Raw genomic sequence first — 16,318 nt, 5'->3', positions numbered from 1 at the left:
GCCCCTACCTGCGCCCACCGCCGCCGGACCAACGCAGAGCCCGGGCCGAGCGCCAGCGCCAGGCCAATGAAGACCCAACACGACACGCGTATCCATCTTGGTTTAACCTACAGAATGACCTGTGGCAGAGCACTACAGCCACGGGCGATACTCCTTGGGCAGTTGGTCGGCAATCCGTTTGAAAGCAAAATAGCCCGATCGGGTAACGCCGTACGGATCCACGATATCGCCCTTGTAGTCAATGGTTGCAGCACCCTGTTCGAGCCAGATTTGGGACGTCTGGAACCGCTCACCGCGGCGCCTTCCGCCCTGCTGCTGACGCGACTGCTGCCAGGCATGGTAGGCATCGGATTCGGTGGCTCCGGTGTAGACGACCTCAACAGCACCTTGAAAATCGAGCAGGCGCTCATCGTTGGTTTCGCCAGGCTCCAGAATCTCCGACAAATCGCTTAGTGGGAAGCGCTGTCCGCTTAGCTGGGGGGCGGGCGCAAATGGACCGTCGGAAACAGCAGGTGTAGAGGTCATCGGGCGAAGATAAAGTCGGAACTGCTGTTCCTCAGGCTGTTCGGCTAAGAGCGCCAGCATCAGATGATGAAAAGAGCCCAGATACGCCTCGCGACGGCGGCGGTCCCACGCGGCCTGTTCCTGCATTGAGCCTTCCAGTTCCTCAAAGAGCGGCTCGCCGTCCCACCGAGTGCGCGACCGCGTCGTCTGAAAGTCCTTCAGGAAATAGGTGAGGCGGTATCCCAGCGCGTTGTTTTCGATTTCGAGCGGCTCGGCTGCATAAGCAGTTAGGTTCGAAACGCGACCCGAGAAGCTAAGCACCTCCGGATTCAAGATCTCCACATCGGCAGCGTTGGGCGTCTCGCCAATGAATGCCTCTTTGAAGCGTTCGAATCGGCGGAGCCACTGCTCGTCGCGCTCGGCTTCCACAACTACCTCGCCAATGTCGATGGGAGCCGGTGTGAGTGCAAAGTCGATGACCTCAATTCCGGGTTCACGTAGATTCAGGTTGCGCGTCCCCGCCTCGTAGCCGACGACCGACACGTAGAGCCGCTGCGCACCGATAGGCACGTTTCGGATCTCGTAGCGCCCGTTTTCGTCGGCGGCCGCGCCGCGCGTAGATCCGGCAATAATCACATTGGCACCGGGAAGCGGGACGCCGGTCTCCGCGTCAGTGACGACGCCTACAAGCGTGGTGGTGCCACGTGCTTGGCTGTGGGCATTGGGGGAGGCTGCAAGCGTACCAACTGCCAGCAGCAACGTAGTGAAAAAGAGGCGATACGACATCATAAGGCAACGCAGCGAAAGAAAAGGGTTAACCGGAAAAGGGCCAACCAGCTACCGATAAGACGGAATCACAGAAGCAAAGTTACACATACGTTGGGCCGTTTAGCTTTGAATCCCGTGTACTTGACTGTGTGCCTGCGTGGGACGCACATGCACGGCGGAGAGGATGGAAGATCGTGCCTCAAGGAAAGCGCTACCGGTATGCCGGGAAGGGGGCAGAGATGGCACATCGATTACAATTCCGTGATACAGATGTGAGTAACCTGTAAGGTCGGATAGATATGTGCATTGGTGGGGAATGGAAGAAGGAGACTTATGTGTTCATGGACAGATATTACGTATAGTAAAACGATAAAGTTACTTTTTGGAGTTGATCGGTCAGGGGTAGAGAAGGTATCATAAGGGCGTAGCAATCCGGTGCTGCACCTGTCATCACCCATCGAACAAACGAGAGGCGTAACATAATGGAAGAACTAATAGCACAACTTGGGAATGCAACCTTCGAGAATTACGTAGGATTAGAGTCCGGCTATTCGGAGATGGCCTACCAACTGTCGGCCCACGTGCTGACGCTGGGCTACGCTGTCATGTTGGCGGGGCTGCTGTACTTCGTGCTCACCATCAAGACGGTGAAGCGCAAGTTTCGGATATCGAGCGTACTGTCGGTCGTCGTCATGGTGTCGGCCTTCTTGCTTCTGCTTGTACAGCAGCAGAACTGGATCAGTGCGTTTGATTACGACACAGAAGCCGCAGCGTACATGCTGAGCTCAACCGATACGGGCGACCTGTTCAACAACGGGTACCGGTATCTGAACTGGCTCATTGACGTGCCGATGCTGCTGTTCCAGATCCTGTTTGTGGTAACGCTTACAACCAGCAGCTTCAGCTCGGTACGTAACCAGTTCTGGTTCTCAGGTACGGGTATGATCTTGACTGGATATGTAGGCCAGTACTACGAAGTCACGAATCCGACACTGTTCTTCGTTTGGGGCACGATTTCGACGGTCTTCTTCTTCCACATTCTGTACCTGATGAAGCAGGTGATTAGCCAAGGAAAAGAAGGCATTCCAGCGAAGGCGCAGCAGTACCTCGGCACTATCTGGACGCTGTTCCTCGTCACGTGGATGCTCTACCCGGGCGCCTACCTGATGCCCTACCTCTTCGGTGGATTCACGGAGCCAGCCCTTAGTGAAGTCGCCGTTGTGGGCCGCCACATGACCTACACCGTTGCCGATGTTGGATCGAAGGTGATCTACGGCATCTATCTGACGCTCGTTGCTCAGGAAATCAGCAAAGCGGAAGGATACGATTGGGAGCAGATGGGCGAAGGAGTAACAGCTGCCTAAATGATCTGAAGTAGAATGTAATGGTAGGGGTCTTCCCTACGAATACAGACTGACGGGGCTTGAGGTATATCATTCCCGCAAGACATCACCGTCAACTACTAACAAAACGCCCCTTCCGGCACTGCGCCGGAAGAGGCGTTTTTGTGTTTGTGTAGAGCGCTTACCATTTGAGATGAGAGCACACTAAAACGAGAGGGCCTTAGCCTGCTAAGGAGCAAGAAGCAGAAAAGCGTTACATGAAATAGTGGTTAACTGGGCGTTATCGTTTGAATGTTGTGCAACGTGCAGGCTACGTTCTACAGCGTGTTATGCAGATTTAAAGGAACGTTTCGTACGAAGTGCTGCATGTACAGGCTGCTTCCCAGGATGAACGCCGGGTTCAGATTAAGGACGCGGGACGTCTCTGTTGGGGTAAGCATCATGTCCATTCACTTCGCGACGTTTTCTGGTCATCTTTATTCACTGGTACCTATGCTGTCATGTTACGAACCACTTTTTTCACTATCCTTGTCTTCGCCTTGCTGGGCGTTGGGAATGCGGCTTGGGCGCAGGAAGATGGCACCATAACCGGAACGGTGCTTGACTCTGAGACGGAGGAGACCGTGCCTGGGGCAAACGTCGTAATTGACGAGTTGCAGCAAGGCGCCGCGACCGATGCACAGGGCGCATTCGAACTCGGCGGCATCGAACCCGGCGATTACACACTCACGGTGTCGTACCTCGGCTACCAAAGTACGTCAACCTCTGTTACCGTAGAGGCAGGCGAAACCACTGAGGTCGAGATTATGGTTACCCCCGACGCGGTGCAACTCGATGATGTCGTGGTTACTGCGCTTGGCATTGAGCGCGATGAGCGCTCGCTTGGCTACTCCGTCCAAGAAGTCAGTGGCGATGACATTTCGGGCACTGGTGAAACAAACTTTATGAGTAACCTGCAAGGACGAATTGCAGGGGCTGATATTTCGACTTCGAATTCCATGGGCGGCTCAGCACGCATTTTGCTGCGTGGGGCCCGGTCGGTATCAGGCAATAACCAGCCGCTCATCGTCGTCGACGGCACGCCACTCGACAACTCCAACTTCACTTCGGGAGGTCAAGCAGGAGGTGGAGGAGGATACGATTATGGCAATGCCGCTCAGATGATTAACCCGGACAACGTAGAGTCGGTGTCGGTCTTGAAAGGACCTAACGCGGCTGCACTGTACGGTGCACGAGCGGCCAACGGCGTGATTGAGGTTACCACGAAAAGTGGCGAAGGCCTCGCCGAGGGAAGCATTGGGATCAACGTGAATACCAGTGCCAGCACGAAGCAAGTCTATGGCTTGCCCGACTACCAGAACACATACGGTGGGGGCTCCTGGCGTCCGTTCAGCATGAACGGCGACGGGCAATATGTCGTCGATTTTGGCACGGACCAGTCGTGGGGGCCTCGCCTCGACGGCCGCGAAGTGCGTCAGTGGTACAGCTACGATGAGGTGAACGGTCTCTTCGGCGAAACGACGCCCTGGGAAGCGAACCCCGATAACGTAGAAAACTACTTCGACACAGGTACCGTCTTCAATACCTCTGTTTCATTTGCGCAAGGAGGCGAGAACTTCAACTATCGCGCCTCAGTCAAAAATGTGATGGAAGACGGCGTATATCCCAACAGCTCGCTCGATCGAAACGAGGTGAGCTTCAACGGCTCGCTCGATCTGTCCGAGCGGCTGTCTACGAACCTGCAAGCCACCTACACGAACACGCAGGGCGAAGGGCGTCCGGGTACCGGATACGACGGTCGCAATGTGTTCCAGCAGTTCAACCACTTTGGCCAGCGCCAGCTTGAACTGGGCGATGGGAGCCCTATGACCGACTACGAGCGCCCCGATGGCTCGCAGCGCGGCTGGAACTGGACCGGAGGCGAAGCAGGCGCTGAAGCAGGCGACCTGATCTACTTCGATAACCCATACTGGGTGCAGTTCAACAACTTCCAGGAAGATGAGAACGACCGCGTCTACGGAGGAATTGGGCTGTCGTACGATGTAAGTGATGATCTTCAATTGTCGACGAACGCCCGCTCCGACATTTACACCGATCGGCGCCAGGAGCGCGTTGCAGTTGGATCCACCATTCAGGATCAGTACCGCGAAGAAATTCGCCAGGTGCGCGAAGTCAACGCCAATGTTCAGGCTGACTACAACACGCAGCTGTCAGATGAATTCAGCCTTGACGCCTATGCCGGCTCTGACTATCGGTACAATAGCTATGACCTGAGCATCGGCAACACAGAGGGCGGTCTTAGCCTGCCCGAAGTGTACACGTTGGAGAACTCGATTAGTCGCCCCAGCATCACCGACTTTTTTGAAGAGCGCAAGCTGGTGGGAGCCTACGGAAATGCTACAGTTGGGTACAATGACTTGGTGTACGTAGAAGGCTCGTTGCGCAACGACTGGAGTTCGACGCTTCCCGAAGGGGAAAACTCATACCTCTATCCGTCGATCAACGGAAGCTTTGTCTTCGGCGATCTGAACACGTTTGAAGATACCGATCTACTCTCCAGTGGAAAGGTGCGTGTTGGATGGGCGCAGGTTGGTAACGACACCGATCCGTATCAACTGCTTCCTGCATACGATCAGGCTATTCCCTTTCGGGGCAATCCGGTGCAGTCGGTACCTGGGCAGTTGAATAACCCGGACCTGAAGCCGGAAATCACAACATCGATCGAGGCCGGGCTGGAACTGGGCCTGTTTGAAGATCGCCTTGGCCTGGATGTATCTGCTTACCGCGACATCTCGCGCGATCAGATTCTGCCCGTGGAGGTCTCGCGTGCCAGCGGCTACCAATCGCTGCTTGTAAATGCGGGTGAGATCGAAAACCAAGGTGTGGAGCTGGCCCTGAATGGAACGCCCATCGTGAATGAAGACATGCGTTGGGACGTGACGGTGAACTGGGCGACCAACAGCAACGAGGTCATTGAACTGGATGAAGATCTTGGCCTCGAAAGCTACACCATTGGAGGAACGCCCTTCGGTCCAGACGTGGTAGCACGCGTTGGAGAGCCATACGGCACGCTCTATGGAACAGGGTATGAGTACGATGATGAAGGCAATATCATCCTCGACTCGAATGGTATCCCCGTGACGAGCGCGCCCAAATCGCTCGGCAGCTACACGCCGGATTGGACGGCCGGGCTGCAAACGTCGTTCTCATACAAGTCGCTGAACGTGAGTGCTTCACTAAGCGGTCAGAAAGGCGGTAACATCTACTCCGTGACCAACATGTTCGGCATGTACAGCGGTCTTGTAGAGGAAACCGTTGAGGGCGATGTCCGCGAAGTAGGTATCGTGCCCGATGGCGTCTACGAAAACGAAAATGGCGAACTCGTCGAATGGACCGGTCGGGTAGATCCGAATGCGTTCTCCATTAGCGGTTTCTTTGGCAATAACGAAGCGAATACCTTCGATGCCACGCACATCAAGCTGCAGTCTGTGAGCATTGGCTATACGCTTCCAGATGTGTGGTTTGATCGCACACCGATTCAGAACCTGACGGTACGGCTCCAGGGCAGCAACCTGGCTACGTTGTACAAGAAGACGCCGCACTTTGACCCGGCAACTGCACTCAGCGCAACCAACGTACAGGGCGTTGAGGCGGGCCAGATTCCGCCGCAGCGTACCTATGGTTTCTCGCTGAACATGCAGCTGTAACGCATGGCGCGGCATGGTCGCGGGCTCCTGTGGATCGCACTGCTTGTGCCTGAGCAGGAGCCCGCCGCTGTGCGCCTTATCCGCTCTCCTACTGCTAAGACCTACACCCTACAATGTACGCAATCAAACGAACCCTTGCGCTTGGGCTGTTATGCGTAGCCATCTTCTTTACCGGCTGCGACCTAACGGATATCAACGATGACCCTAATGCCTCCTCGGAAGCTCGGCCTAACTACCTCTTTACCAACGCGACCAAAGACATTGCCGAAACCTACTGGGGGGCGTTCACCCTGGGCCGCTTTGGCAACCTCTACGCGCAGTATTGGACCCAAAACCAATACACCGCGGAAGATCGCTATCGCTTCCCGCAAGAACGGTCGGGCGTGCTGAACGGCATGTGGGGCGACTATTACCTCGCGATTCAGGATCTCCAAGAGATCATTGACCTGAACGAGAATGCTCCCGAAGAGGCGGCTCCCTTTGGCGACAACGACAACCAAATCGCCATGTCGAAAATCATGCAGGCGTGGACCTATCACGTCATGACCGATATGTGGGGTCCCATCCCGTTCGATGAAGCAATCGGAGGCAATGAGAACCCGGTTCCCGAGTATAACTCACAAGAAGAGGTGTACAACGGGATCCTCACTATGATTGACGATGCGCTGGGGCGTATCAACACAGATGCTGCGGCCCTGCAAGGTGATGTCGTCTTTGGCGGAGATATGACGCAGTGGGCGCTCTTCGGAAACGCTCTGAAGCTGCGCGTCGCCACACGCATGTCTGATGTGGATGGCGGAACTGCGGATTACACTGCAGAGGAGGTTGTCGATGACGCCTACAGTGCAATGCAAGCTCTCGGGGGCCCCTCGGAATACGACGGTGCCTATGTCGCATTCGATAGCTCGCCGCCTTACCAGAACCCGATCTACGAAAACTACGAGATCGAAGGGCGCGATGACTGGGCTGTAACCGAGAACCTGCTCGACTACATGAACGACTATGATGACCCGCGCCGCTCCGCTTATGCGGAATCGGTGGATGGTGAGTTTGTTGGATATCCCTACGGACTGACCGAAGGATCAGCCCAGTCTCTCTACTCGCAGGGAGGCTTCTCGCGTCCGGGCAGCGACGTAACGGCTGCTGATGCGCCCGCCTACCTGATGTTGCAAGACGAAGTCTACTTCGCCCTTGCTGAAGCAGCCGAGCGCGGCTTTATCAGCGGCGACGCAGCCACGTTCTACGAAGAGGGCATCCGCTCCTCGATGGACTTCTGGGGCGCCTCTGACCAGGAGGCCATTGACGACTACATCGACGAAGTGCCCTACGACGCAGCAAACTGGCGCCAGTCAATTGGCGAACAGAAGTGGCTTGCGCTCTACATGCAAGGCGTTCAAGGATGGGCTGAGTGGCGCCGTCTCGACTTTGAAGGCATCGTACGCGAGCCTGCTGGTGGTGCTGCGGTTGATGCTGTTGACGAGCTGGATCCTGCTGTATCCGTTCGCATGACGTATCCGACCGACGAAGCCAACCTCAACGGGGCAAACCTGGAAGAAGGCATCAGCCTACTCACTGGGGACCAGGGCGACTCTCAAGCCACGAAGCTGTGGTGGGACGTCAACTAACCGTCTCTGGTGTACCCCTGCCTTTTCCCCTCTGCTCATTTTAGCACGATTACCCATGAACATGACCTTTCGTACCATCTTACGACTCGCTCTGCTGCTTGTCGTGGCAGGCACGCTTAGCGCGTGCGACGACTCCTCCCAGAACATCGGGTGGGAGCCGGGCGAGGATCTCGCAATTATCGGTCCGGCTGAAGAAGTGGCTGTACCCGGCACGTACGAGTACTACGTACAAGCCTTCACCATCGAGAAAAACTACACATGGGATGTTGAAGGGCCCGTTGAGCCCGACTACGACGTTCGCCGCGAAGGCGAATTTGTGGACGTGACTTACGAAGAAGCGGGCACCTACACCATCAACATTGACGATGGGGAGGAGTACGATGGCTCGCTCGAAGTGAGTGCGGTGCTTGTTGATATCGTGACGCAAGCCGAGCGCCTGTATCCCAGCCTCGAAGCGGCCATCGACGAAGCCGATCTGGCTGAAACGCTCGGAGAGTCCTCAGACATTACGGTCTTTGCTCCAAGCGAAGACGCTTTTGAGGCGGTGCTTGCCGATCTGGAAGAACTCCCCGCTCCGGGCGTGCTCGCCGACATTTTGACGTATCACGTGCTGGCTGCTGAAGTGCCTTCGGGCGACATTAGCGATGGCGCTGAAGTGGGAACGCTCTATGGTGAAACCTATCCGCTCTCGTTCAGCATTGACGGCGATGCTGTGTCTGTTGACGGTGCAGCTAACGATGCTACTGTCACGGCTACCGACATCCCCGTGGCTAACGATGTGGCGCTGCACGAAATCGACACCGTGCTGCTTCCGCCCACGGCCTCGGTCGATATGTCTGATCAGGCTGTCGTTGTGGAAGACGATGTGACCACCGCAACCGTCGATGGCGTGTACGTGCCGGAAGACGGCGGCTTTGCCGCGATCGAAGACGCTGACGGCAATATCCTGGGCGTCTCCGAAGATATCGAAGGTGGCATTGTGAATGAAGTGACCGTGGAACTGGATTCCGCTGTGGAAGATGAGACCGACGTATCGGTCGTCATGTATGCCGATGCCGATACGCCCTATGAGCGCGACGACGAACCGGTGTCGGACGACGCGACGCTCACTCCGGCTGAGTAACACCGCTGCACGGCACAGGGCGGTCGCGTCCTGAGTCAATACGTGCATAATTTGAACGCAGGCTCCTTGTGCTTTCGAGCACGAGGGGCCTGCTTTTTTGTAGTCGCTATACGGTTAGACGGACAGTCACCTCAGAAAACCAGCCCCTGCGTCCACACCAAAGTGTTTCTGCGTCTCCTGAGAATGCGTTGTGCTATACATATGATCGCTGTTGAACATACCGAAATGCTTGTTTATGCCCCCACACCGTCATCCCAGACGGAGCGGAGCGACGATCTGGGATCCATGCCCCAATGGAGGGATACGTTAGCGGCGTGAGTTCGCCCTCAACCGGCGAATGGATTACTTCGTGCGTACCACGGGCATGACCTTCGGCCCTCGCTTCGCTCGGCTCCGGATCAGCGGCGCCAGGGGCGCCTTGCCTGTCCTGAACTCGATTCAGGATCTGGATGACGGGCGTTGGGGGGCTGTGCGACTTCTGAACCTATAGCACAACCCGTCCTTAGAGCCTTCTGCCCTCTCTTCTCTACGCGTCAAGACACAGCGCCGCCGCACGCAGCGCCCCGAGGCCGGCATCTGTCTGGGATGATGGTAAAGTTCTAAACAAACGCTTCTACACGTTCAAGAGCGAGGACATGTAGGGCACAATCCGTTCTCAGGACGTTTCGCGTGCCTGACTTTCGGGACGCTCTTTCTTCTGGGGGTCCAATGCACGATCGATCCAACTCAACTGCTCCTTAAGGTCCTCTTCGCTAAGGCTGCGTAGCGTCTCCTCTGCCGCATTCACCCCCGACGTTTCAAAGAATGAATCGATTGATTCCGTTGATGGTACGGATAAAGCCTGATCGTTGACCGGCACCGTAAAGAACGGGAGATCAGCACGCCGCAGGGCCCGCTTCTCAGCCTGAATAAGGGGCCAGATCCACTTTTTCTGCGTGCGCTCGGCAAGCGCGCGACTCAACACATCTATTTCGATATCGCGGTCAGCGCCGCTGAGTAGCGCAGCAGGGTGCAGGCTCCGCATCAGCACATTTGTGTACGTCTCGGTCGAGCGCGGCAGGTAGCGGGTATGCTGCTCCTTAAATCCTCGCCAACATGGATCGTTAGACAGTTTGGGCGCTCTCTCCATCAATACGTGGTACATCTCGACAAACCCTTCTCGCAGATCCTTCTGATAGGCGTTCGGATCGGCCTGCCCCGTGCTCGTATGCGGGGTGTTGTCGTGTTGAGGCGTAGTCATCGTCCCGCTGGTAAGGGCCATCGCATCCGTATTCGGGGCATACCAGGTCGGTACGTCGTCAAGCTCAACAGGCTCAACCCCACCGGAAAAGCCGCTAATATCGGAGTCGTGTTCCGCTTTTTCCCACGGGAGGAAGTCGGTCCAGAGAACAGAGCGTGAGCCATCAGGCGCCTCGTTACGTCCTTCCACCTGACGCGGTACGGGATAGAGGAGCGTTTCGGCATCAACCAAAATGGGATGTTCATCTTCTGCAATCAGGTTTTCCATATGGCAGTCAATGCCGTTCAAACCGTAAACCACCGCCATCAGCATGCCCATGCGACGATAATAGCGCGTGAGCCCAGCCTTGTCCTTGCACGGACGATCGTGAACGAACGACATCCAGCCGTATGACGCACGGTTGATCACTGTGGGCGTACGCAGAGATAGCAACGAATCATGATCAGTAAGCCGTTGCAATAGCGCGTAGAAGTGGGTTTCCATGCCCAGGCTCCGTGGCTTGTAGACGACCTGCTGCCCGGTGGCTCCGGTTAATAGCAGCACCGTTCGTCCGCGATTGTGGCGATCTCCGGTGAGCGGGCGAACGGCAACCAGTCGGCCGAATGGCCCCATCGCCGACTCAAGGGCGTCGTGGTCCTGCACAAACCGCTCCAGAAGCTCGACGGACCGATCCACCCAATCGATCATAGCGGTTCCAATCAGACGCGCCAGCGCGCTATACTCTTGAAACAGCGGACGCCAATCCCCCGCACACAGGTATTGGACGAAGGCCTGATAAAGCGCGTCGCTCTCATCTTCTTGCGTACTGAACTGTTCGTATGGCGACTGGCGCTGCATGCGGAAGAGCCCAAACTCATGGACGAGCACCTGCGCAGCAAGGGTACAGAGCCACGTGAGCAGTTCACGCTCCAGGTCGGCCTGTGCAGACGGTGCGACTAATGGAGTGTCATCGGGATGTTTAGCCTCAAGGGATGCACCAGCATACCGCACAAACGGGGCCAGCGCCTCCTGAAACGGAATCCGGGCATGATCTGACATGAATCGATCGGCCTTCGTGCCCGGCCCTGAATGCTGTTCTAATGCCGTAGCCAACTCCAGCGCCCAGAGCGGAAGCGCATCTACCGTGGTGCCCTCGCAGGGCGCCACCAGAGCACGCGCATCGCTCCACGTCAGGCCGTCCAGTTGAAGCCGCTCCCGAAACAACGCGGGATGCTCAGGAGCCACAATGCTCTGCCAGCGTTCCATGCGCTCGGCACTAATGTCGTTGGCACGCGGACGATCGGTTGCGCCAGCAGAATCGGCCCGGGTCTTACGCTCTGTGATAGAGCGGGCCCGAGCCGCAACCGTACTCCACACGGGATGAATCTGGTCTCTGGTTTCCATACCGTTTGACTTGAGAACCTGTTCGAACTGCTCTACAGCTACCGCAGCGGGTCTACATCGCGACTGCGCGGCTCGTAGCCGAGCTCGATAAACCACGCGGGTTGCGCAGACGCAATAGAGTCGCAGGGCGTATCGAACCGAATACCGGCCGCCAAAAGCACGGCTTCCTCGGCATTCATCTCGCTCTCGCTGTAGTCATTGGGATTGCGAGGCAGAACAAAGAACAGCGTGTTCTCCTCCTCTTCCAGCACCCGAATGTTCACATCGCGCGGAATTTCCGTACCGATCTCGCGGCTTATAACCTCGCGCGGGTTCGACATCAACCGGCGTTTGTAGCGGCGGTCGCGCCATGCGTTTGCGATAATGCGCGCCTCAATCTCAGAGCGACGCGGCTTGTTCTGCATAGGTGACGCATCGCCCGAGCCTGTCTCCGTGCCCGACGCTGCAAAGGCTGCGGTTGCTCCTCCGAGCGACGCCGCCCCCACAACCGATGCGGATCGCCGCAAGAACCGACGGCGTGAGCTTGCTCCTCCCTGGCGGCTCGTATCTGAACCGTTCTGTTTTTCATCTCCTGATGTAGGCATAACATTCTCGCTGGTTTTGGACGAAACAGGATGGGCCACTGCTCTCCACCATGCGTTGGAGGCACTGTGAAGTTAATGTATAAGCCAATGCGAGAAATCCTACACTAACCGGACATGCCGTGCTCTTCCCCTTACATCAGACGCCTCAGGAAGCCACTGCAATCTGCATCCCCAAACTTCTCCCTTCCCCCCTTCCACACCTCCACTACGCCCACGGCAGCAGCCAGTCCACCAGCTTCTTGGTGACGCTTCCGTAGGGCGGATACAGCTGCTGCATCAGTCCCGAGGCGCCGGTGCGGCGCAACACGCTCCGCTGATTCGAGAACTCCTTGAAGCCGTATTCGCCGCCACTCGCGCCAATCCCGCTGTGTCCGGCTCCGCCAAACGGAAGATGCGGACTCATGAAGTGCACGATCACATCATTCACACACACATCGCCCGATTGCGTGTGGTCGAGCAGGCGGCGCGTAGCCTCGTCGTCTTGCGTGAAGTGATAGAGCGCCAGCGGATTCTCGCGCGTGTTGATAGCGGCAATGGCATCGTCAAGGTGGTCGAACGGCTGCACGGGCAAAACCGGACCAAAGATTTCCTCCTGCATCAGAGTCGTGGTATGGGGCACACCGGTCAGTACAGTGGGCTCGATGTAGCGCTCGCGGGCGTCTACGGTGCCGCCGTATTCGAGACAGGCACCTGCATCGATGGCTTCGTCTAACGCATCACTTAACCGCTCATAGTGCCGCTCATTCACGATGCGCGCATAGTCCGCACTCTGCTGACGCTCGCTCGGGGTCTGCCCGTACGATTTCGTGAGGGCACTCCGCATCGCATCCAACAGATCGTCGCGAATCGACCGCTCGGCCAGCACGTAGTCGGGCGCAATACACGTTTGCCCCGCATTCAAGAACTTGCCCCAGATGATGGTGCGCGCTGCGTGCTCAATATCGGCACTTGCATCCACCACCGTGGGCGACTTACCGCCCAGCTCCAGCGTTACGGAGCTCAGGTGCTCGGCTGCCGCCTTCATCACGATGCGCCCCACCGCCGAGCTGCCGGTAAAGAAGAAGTGGTCGAATGGCTGATCGAGCAGGGCCTGCCCCACCTCCTTGTCGCCGCGAAAGAGCGTCACCTCACGCGGGTCGTACAGCTGCTCAATCATATCAGCCATGAGCGCGCTGCTGTGCGGCGTGTACTCCGACGGCTTCAAGATGACACTATTGCCTGCTGCCAGCGCGCTGATGAGCGGCCCCAGCGTAAGAATGAACGGATAGTTCCACGGCGACATAACCAGCACCACGCCCTTTGGCGTTGGCTCGATGTGCGACTTTGTGCCCACCAGCATGCGATGCGTAGGCACCGGCTTCGGCGACATCCACTTGCGCAGATGCTTCATCGCAAACTGCGCCTCCTCGGCAATCATCTTCACATCGCTCATGGCGCTTTCGGTCGGCGGACGCCGGAAATCCTGGTACATGGCTGCCTGAATTTCGTCGCGCCGTGCCCACACGTGGTCGTGCAGCCGTTTTATTTTTTGGATACGCATCTCGGCATCTTGAGCGCGCACAACGGAGCGATGCGCTTGCTGCGCCTCAAACGCATGCTGAATACGTGTCGCCGGGGGCGCTTGCCGGTCCGATTGTCCGTTCGCAGACGTGGAGGGCGTGGTTCGTAACGTTTCCATAAGGCACTGGAAAAAAAGAGGGAGAACACCGTGCATGTAGATAGCACAGTCACATGTACACGTACCAACCTACCGAACGTATGCAGGCCCTTTTGGTTGTCGACATCCAGAACGACTTTTGCCCCGGTGGCACCCTGGCCGTGCCCGAAGGCGACGCAATTATTCCCACCGTAAACGCGCTCATGGACGATTTCGACGCGGTCATCTGCACGCAAGACTGGCATCCACCCGAGCATCAGTCGTTTGCCTCGCAGCATGCAAAGCACGATTCTTACGACATCGTCGAGATGCCGTACGGCGAGCAGGTGCTCTGGCCCGACCACTGCGTGCAGGGCACCGAGGGCGCGGACTTCCACCCCGACCTAAACACCGACCGCGCCGACCTGATCATTCGCAAGGGCTTTCGTGCCGAAATCGACTCGTACTCAGCGTTCTACGAAAACGACGGCACCACCGCCACCGGCCTCACGGGTTACCTGCACGAGCGCGGCGTGGATACGCTCGTGGTGGTGGGCCTGGCCGCCGACTTCTGCGTGAAGTGGTCCGCCACCGATGGCGTTGACGAAGGCTTCGAGGTGTACGTGGTCGAAGACGCTACGCGCGGCATCGACCAGGATGGCTCGCTGGCGGCGGCGTGGGAGGAAATGACTGGCGCGGGCGTGCAGATTGTGTCCTCGGGCGCCGCGCATACGCTGGCGAGTTGACAGTTCGTAGTGCACGCCTTAACGAAGCGCCTCTGGGACCGGGGCAGTTAGGATCTGTACCTGGTTTGTGATACTCAAGTAGATGCGCTCCCGACTGGGCGATAGTGCAAACGAGCGCGCACCCGCTGCATCTGGGATGCGAATGCGGTGCCGAAGTGTGCCCGTGTCATCAATCACAATAATCTGTGCAGGTTCATCTTCAGGCACCCCAACCATAAGCCATAGCGCATCGTCGACAGAAACGGGACTACGGAGGTACTGGAGCGATACAATGCTATTGGAACGCTCAAGTGCGGCGTTGGCTTCGAAAAACGCATCGCGGATGCGGTCGGCTTCGGGCAGATCGAGGGGCTGCGCCCACTTTTGTGCTCCCGACGGTGTGTAGCGCATCACCGCTGCCTTCGAGGGGCGCACGAACCAGAGGCCCCCGTTGGCATCCAACGCCGCAGCGGTTGACATCGCATGCAGTTCATCAGGCACCTCTCCCGACGCGATCTGGGATCGGAGCTCCTGCATGTTCACCCTAACACGTCCTTCCTGGAGCGGTGTGACCGCCTGGTACAATTCGTTGCCAGCCTGATCGTACACAGCAACGGTAGAATCAGGAGCAGAGGCCGCTACAGCAGCAATGTGCCCACCCGCTCCAAACGCGTATTGCGATCCCCGCACCGGAATGGGCACTTGCCCCGCGTACGCCCCGTCGGTGGTGAACGCCACCTGCTGCTGCTTCGCTAAATCGACAACAAAGACGGAGTCGTTGCGCACGTTCATCGCAACCGGAAACTGCATCTCGCCCGGCCCTTCGCCCTCGCGGCCGAATGAAGTGCGATGCGTACCGTCGGGCCGAAAGGCGTGGATGGTCGTCCCATCGCGAACAAACAGATCGCCGTCTTCAGCCACCGCGACGGAAGAGATATTCCCGATGAGCGAATCAGGCTCCCCCGCAAAGCGCGCAACGTCTTCGATCGTATGCTCGGTCACAGACTCAGACGGTCCAGATTCCCCACATCCTACCACAAGTAGTAAGGTAGCGGTTGTGATGCCCAGCAGAACGGCGTGCAGATACGGCAGTGAGTGGCGCATAGACATGGTTTGACCATTGTTTGAGACTTGGTTTTATCCATGGTACATGACAAAACTCACATGCCCCTTCACACACTCGGATTTTTGTCATTCTGAGGAGCGCAGCGAGGGCCGGAGGTCATGCCTGTTGTACGAAGAATCTCTTTGAGCCGAGCGGAAACAGGGGCGGATCGCTGTCTCTCTCCGGTCTGATTCCGCCGATTCCGGGGAGATCCCTCGGCTGCGCTCGGGATGACATGCCGGGGGCGTGGGAATGCCGGTTCTGTGAAGACTCGCTCAGGTTTTGTCGTGTACTGTGGGTTTTATCCCTGCTGTCAATATATCCGGTCTTGCTTTTATGTGCAAGTTTCTGCCTATCGGCATCGTTGTCTCCTACACCGCGACACTGCATACGGCCTACGCCACCACCGCCTGCAGGAGCTGTTGCACGGCCTCGCGCTCGTCGTTGTTGACGATATGATCCATGCTCTCGTAGATGCGCTTGTCCACAGCCCCATTCAGTAAACCAAAAGGTTTAGTTGATGCTGCTTTAATTACCTCATGAATATCTATATTCATGTGATGGCATAATATTTT

Annotated in this window: 11 protein-coding genes; 5 read left to right on the top strand and 6 right to left on the bottom strand. The window is 57.2% G+C overall.

Translation table 11 applies throughout. From position 1 onward, the window contains the following. Positions 1 to 132 precede the first annotated feature (132 nt). Positions 133 to 1,293, bottom strand: coding sequence for a carboxypeptidase-like regulatory domain-containing protein (locus tag R6U20_RS11740; RefSeq protein WP_410338044.1), 1,161 nt, complete (start codon positions 1,291 to 1,293; stop codon positions 133 to 135). Positions 1,294 to 1,754: 461 nt separating this feature from the next. Here R6U20_RS11740 and R6U20_RS11735 point away from each other — a divergent pair, with 461 nt between their 5' ends. The 4 genes from R6U20_RS11735 to R6U20_RS11720 all read left to right on the top strand — a co-directional run bounded on the left by R6U20_RS11735 (position 1,755) and on the right by R6U20_RS11720 (position 9,070). Continuing rightward, positions 1,755 to 2,636 (top strand): bacteriorhodopsin, encoded by an 882-nt coding sequence (locus tag R6U20_RS11735; protein WP_410338043.1) that lies wholly within the window; start codon positions 1,755 to 1,757, stop codon positions 2,634 to 2,636. Between the two features lie 479 nt (positions 2,637 to 3,115). Further along, positions 3,116 to 6,322 (top strand): SusC/RagA family TonB-linked outer membrane protein, encoded by a 3,207-nt coding sequence (locus tag R6U20_RS11730; RefSeq protein ID WP_410338042.1) that lies wholly within the window; start codon positions 3,116 to 3,118, stop codon positions 6,320 to 6,322. 113 nt (positions 6,323 to 6,435) lie between these two features. Then, positions 6,436 to 7,947, top strand: coding sequence for a SusD/RagB family nutrient-binding outer membrane lipoprotein (locus tag R6U20_RS11725; protein ID WP_410338041.1), 1,512 nt, complete (start codon positions 6,436 to 6,438; stop codon positions 7,945 to 7,947). A 61-nt stretch (positions 7,948 to 8,008) separates the two neighbouring features. Then, the gene (locus tag R6U20_RS11720) at positions 8,009 to 9,070 is read left to right on the top strand and encodes a fasciclin domain-containing protein (RefSeq protein WP_410338040.1); all 1,062 of its coding nucleotides are present in this window, start codon (positions 8,009 to 8,011) and stop codon (positions 9,068 to 9,070) included. 655 nt (positions 9,071 to 9,725) lie between these two features. On the opposite strand, the gene lanM is transcribed toward R6U20_RS11720, so the two are convergent. The 3 genes from lanM to R6U20_RS11705 all read right to left on the bottom strand — a co-directional run bounded on the left by lanM (position 9,726) and on the right by R6U20_RS11705 (position 13,955). After that, positions 9,726 to 11,693: a type 2 lanthipeptide synthetase LanM gene (lanM, locus tag R6U20_RS11715; RefSeq protein ID WP_410338039.1), complete on the bottom strand. Its 1,968-nt coding sequence runs from the start codon at positions 11,691 to 11,693 to the stop codon at positions 9,726 to 9,728. Positions 11,694 to 11,731: 38 nt separating this feature from the next. Continuing rightward, positions 11,732 to 12,277, bottom strand: a complete 546-nt coding sequence (locus R6U20_RS11710) for an NHLP leader peptide family RiPP precursor (protein ID WP_410338038.1) — start codon at positions 12,275 to 12,277, stop codon at positions 11,732 to 11,734. Positions 12,278 to 12,482: 205 nt separating this feature from the next. Then, positions 12,483 to 13,955, bottom strand: a complete 1,473-nt coding sequence (locus R6U20_RS11705; RefSeq protein ID WP_410338037.1) for an aldehyde dehydrogenase family protein — start codon at positions 13,953 to 13,955, stop codon at positions 12,483 to 12,485. 80 nt (positions 13,956 to 14,035) lie between these two features. On the opposite strand from R6U20_RS11705, the gene pncA reads away from it, so the two are divergent. Beyond that, entirely contained in the window at positions 14,036 to 14,659 is a 624-nt protein-coding gene (pncA, locus tag R6U20_RS11700; protein WP_410338045.1) for a bifunctional nicotinamidase/pyrazinamidase, read from the top strand. A gap of 18 nt (positions 14,660 to 14,677) precedes the next feature. On the opposite strand, the gene R6U20_RS11695 is transcribed toward pncA, so the two are convergent. Together R6U20_RS11695 and R6U20_RS11690 are read right to left on the bottom strand one after the other, a co-directional pair. Next, entirely contained in the window at positions 14,678 to 15,742 is a 1,065-nt protein-coding gene (locus R6U20_RS11695; RefSeq protein ID WP_410338036.1) for a hypothetical protein, read from the bottom strand. Positions 15,743 to 16,138: 396 nt separating this feature from the next. Then, positions 16,139 to 16,318, bottom strand: a 180-nt coding sequence (locus tag R6U20_RS11690) for a hypothetical protein (RefSeq protein ID WP_410338035.1), incomplete at its 5' end; no start/stop codon positions are given.

The organism is Longimonas sp. (assembly GCF_046498435.1).
Taxonomy (GTDB): Bacteria; Bacteroidota; Rhodothermia; order Rhodothermales; family Salinibacteraceae; genus Longimonas.
Note: the sequence above shows the minus strand (reverse complement) of the source record. Positions and strands in the feature narration are given on the sequence as shown.

Excerpts from the sequence above, each read along its gene's own strand:
- lanM (WP_410338039.1), bottom strand. The coding sequence starts at position 11,693 with ATGGAAACCAGAGACCAGATTCATCCCGTGTGGAGTACGGTTGCGGCT.
- R6U20_RS11710 (WP_410338038.1), bottom strand. The coding sequence starts at position 12,277 with ATGCCTACATCAGGAGATGAAAAACAGAACGGTTCAGATACGAGCCGC.
- R6U20_RS11725 (WP_410338041.1), top strand. The coding sequence starts at position 6,436 with ATGTACGCAATCAAACGAACCCTTGCGCTTGGGCTGTTATGCGTAGCC.
- pncA (WP_410338045.1), top strand. The coding sequence starts at position 14,036 with ATGCAGGCCCTTTTGGTTGTCGACATCCAGAACGACTTTTGCCCCGGT.
- R6U20_RS11740 (WP_410338044.1), bottom strand. The coding sequence starts at position 1,293 with ATGATGTCGTATCGCCTCTTTTTCACTACGTTGCTGCTGGCAGTTGGT.
- R6U20_RS11705 (WP_410338037.1), bottom strand. The coding sequence starts at position 13,955 with ATGGAAACGTTACGAACCACGCCCTCCACGTCTGCGAACGGACAATCG.
- R6U20_RS11720 (WP_410338040.1), top strand. The coding sequence starts at position 8,009 with ATGACCTTTCGTACCATCTTACGACTCGCTCTGCTGCTTGTCGTGGCA.
- R6U20_RS11735 (WP_410338043.1), top strand. The coding sequence starts at position 1,755 with ATGGAAGAACTAATAGCACAACTTGGGAATGCAACCTTCGAGAATTAC.
- R6U20_RS11730 (WP_410338042.1), top strand. The coding sequence starts at position 3,116 with ATGTTACGAACCACTTTTTTCACTATCCTTGTCTTCGCCTTGCTGGGC.
- R6U20_RS11695 (WP_410338036.1), bottom strand. The coding sequence starts at position 15,742 with ATGCGCCACTCACTGCCGTATCTGCACGCCGTTCTGCTGGGCATCACA.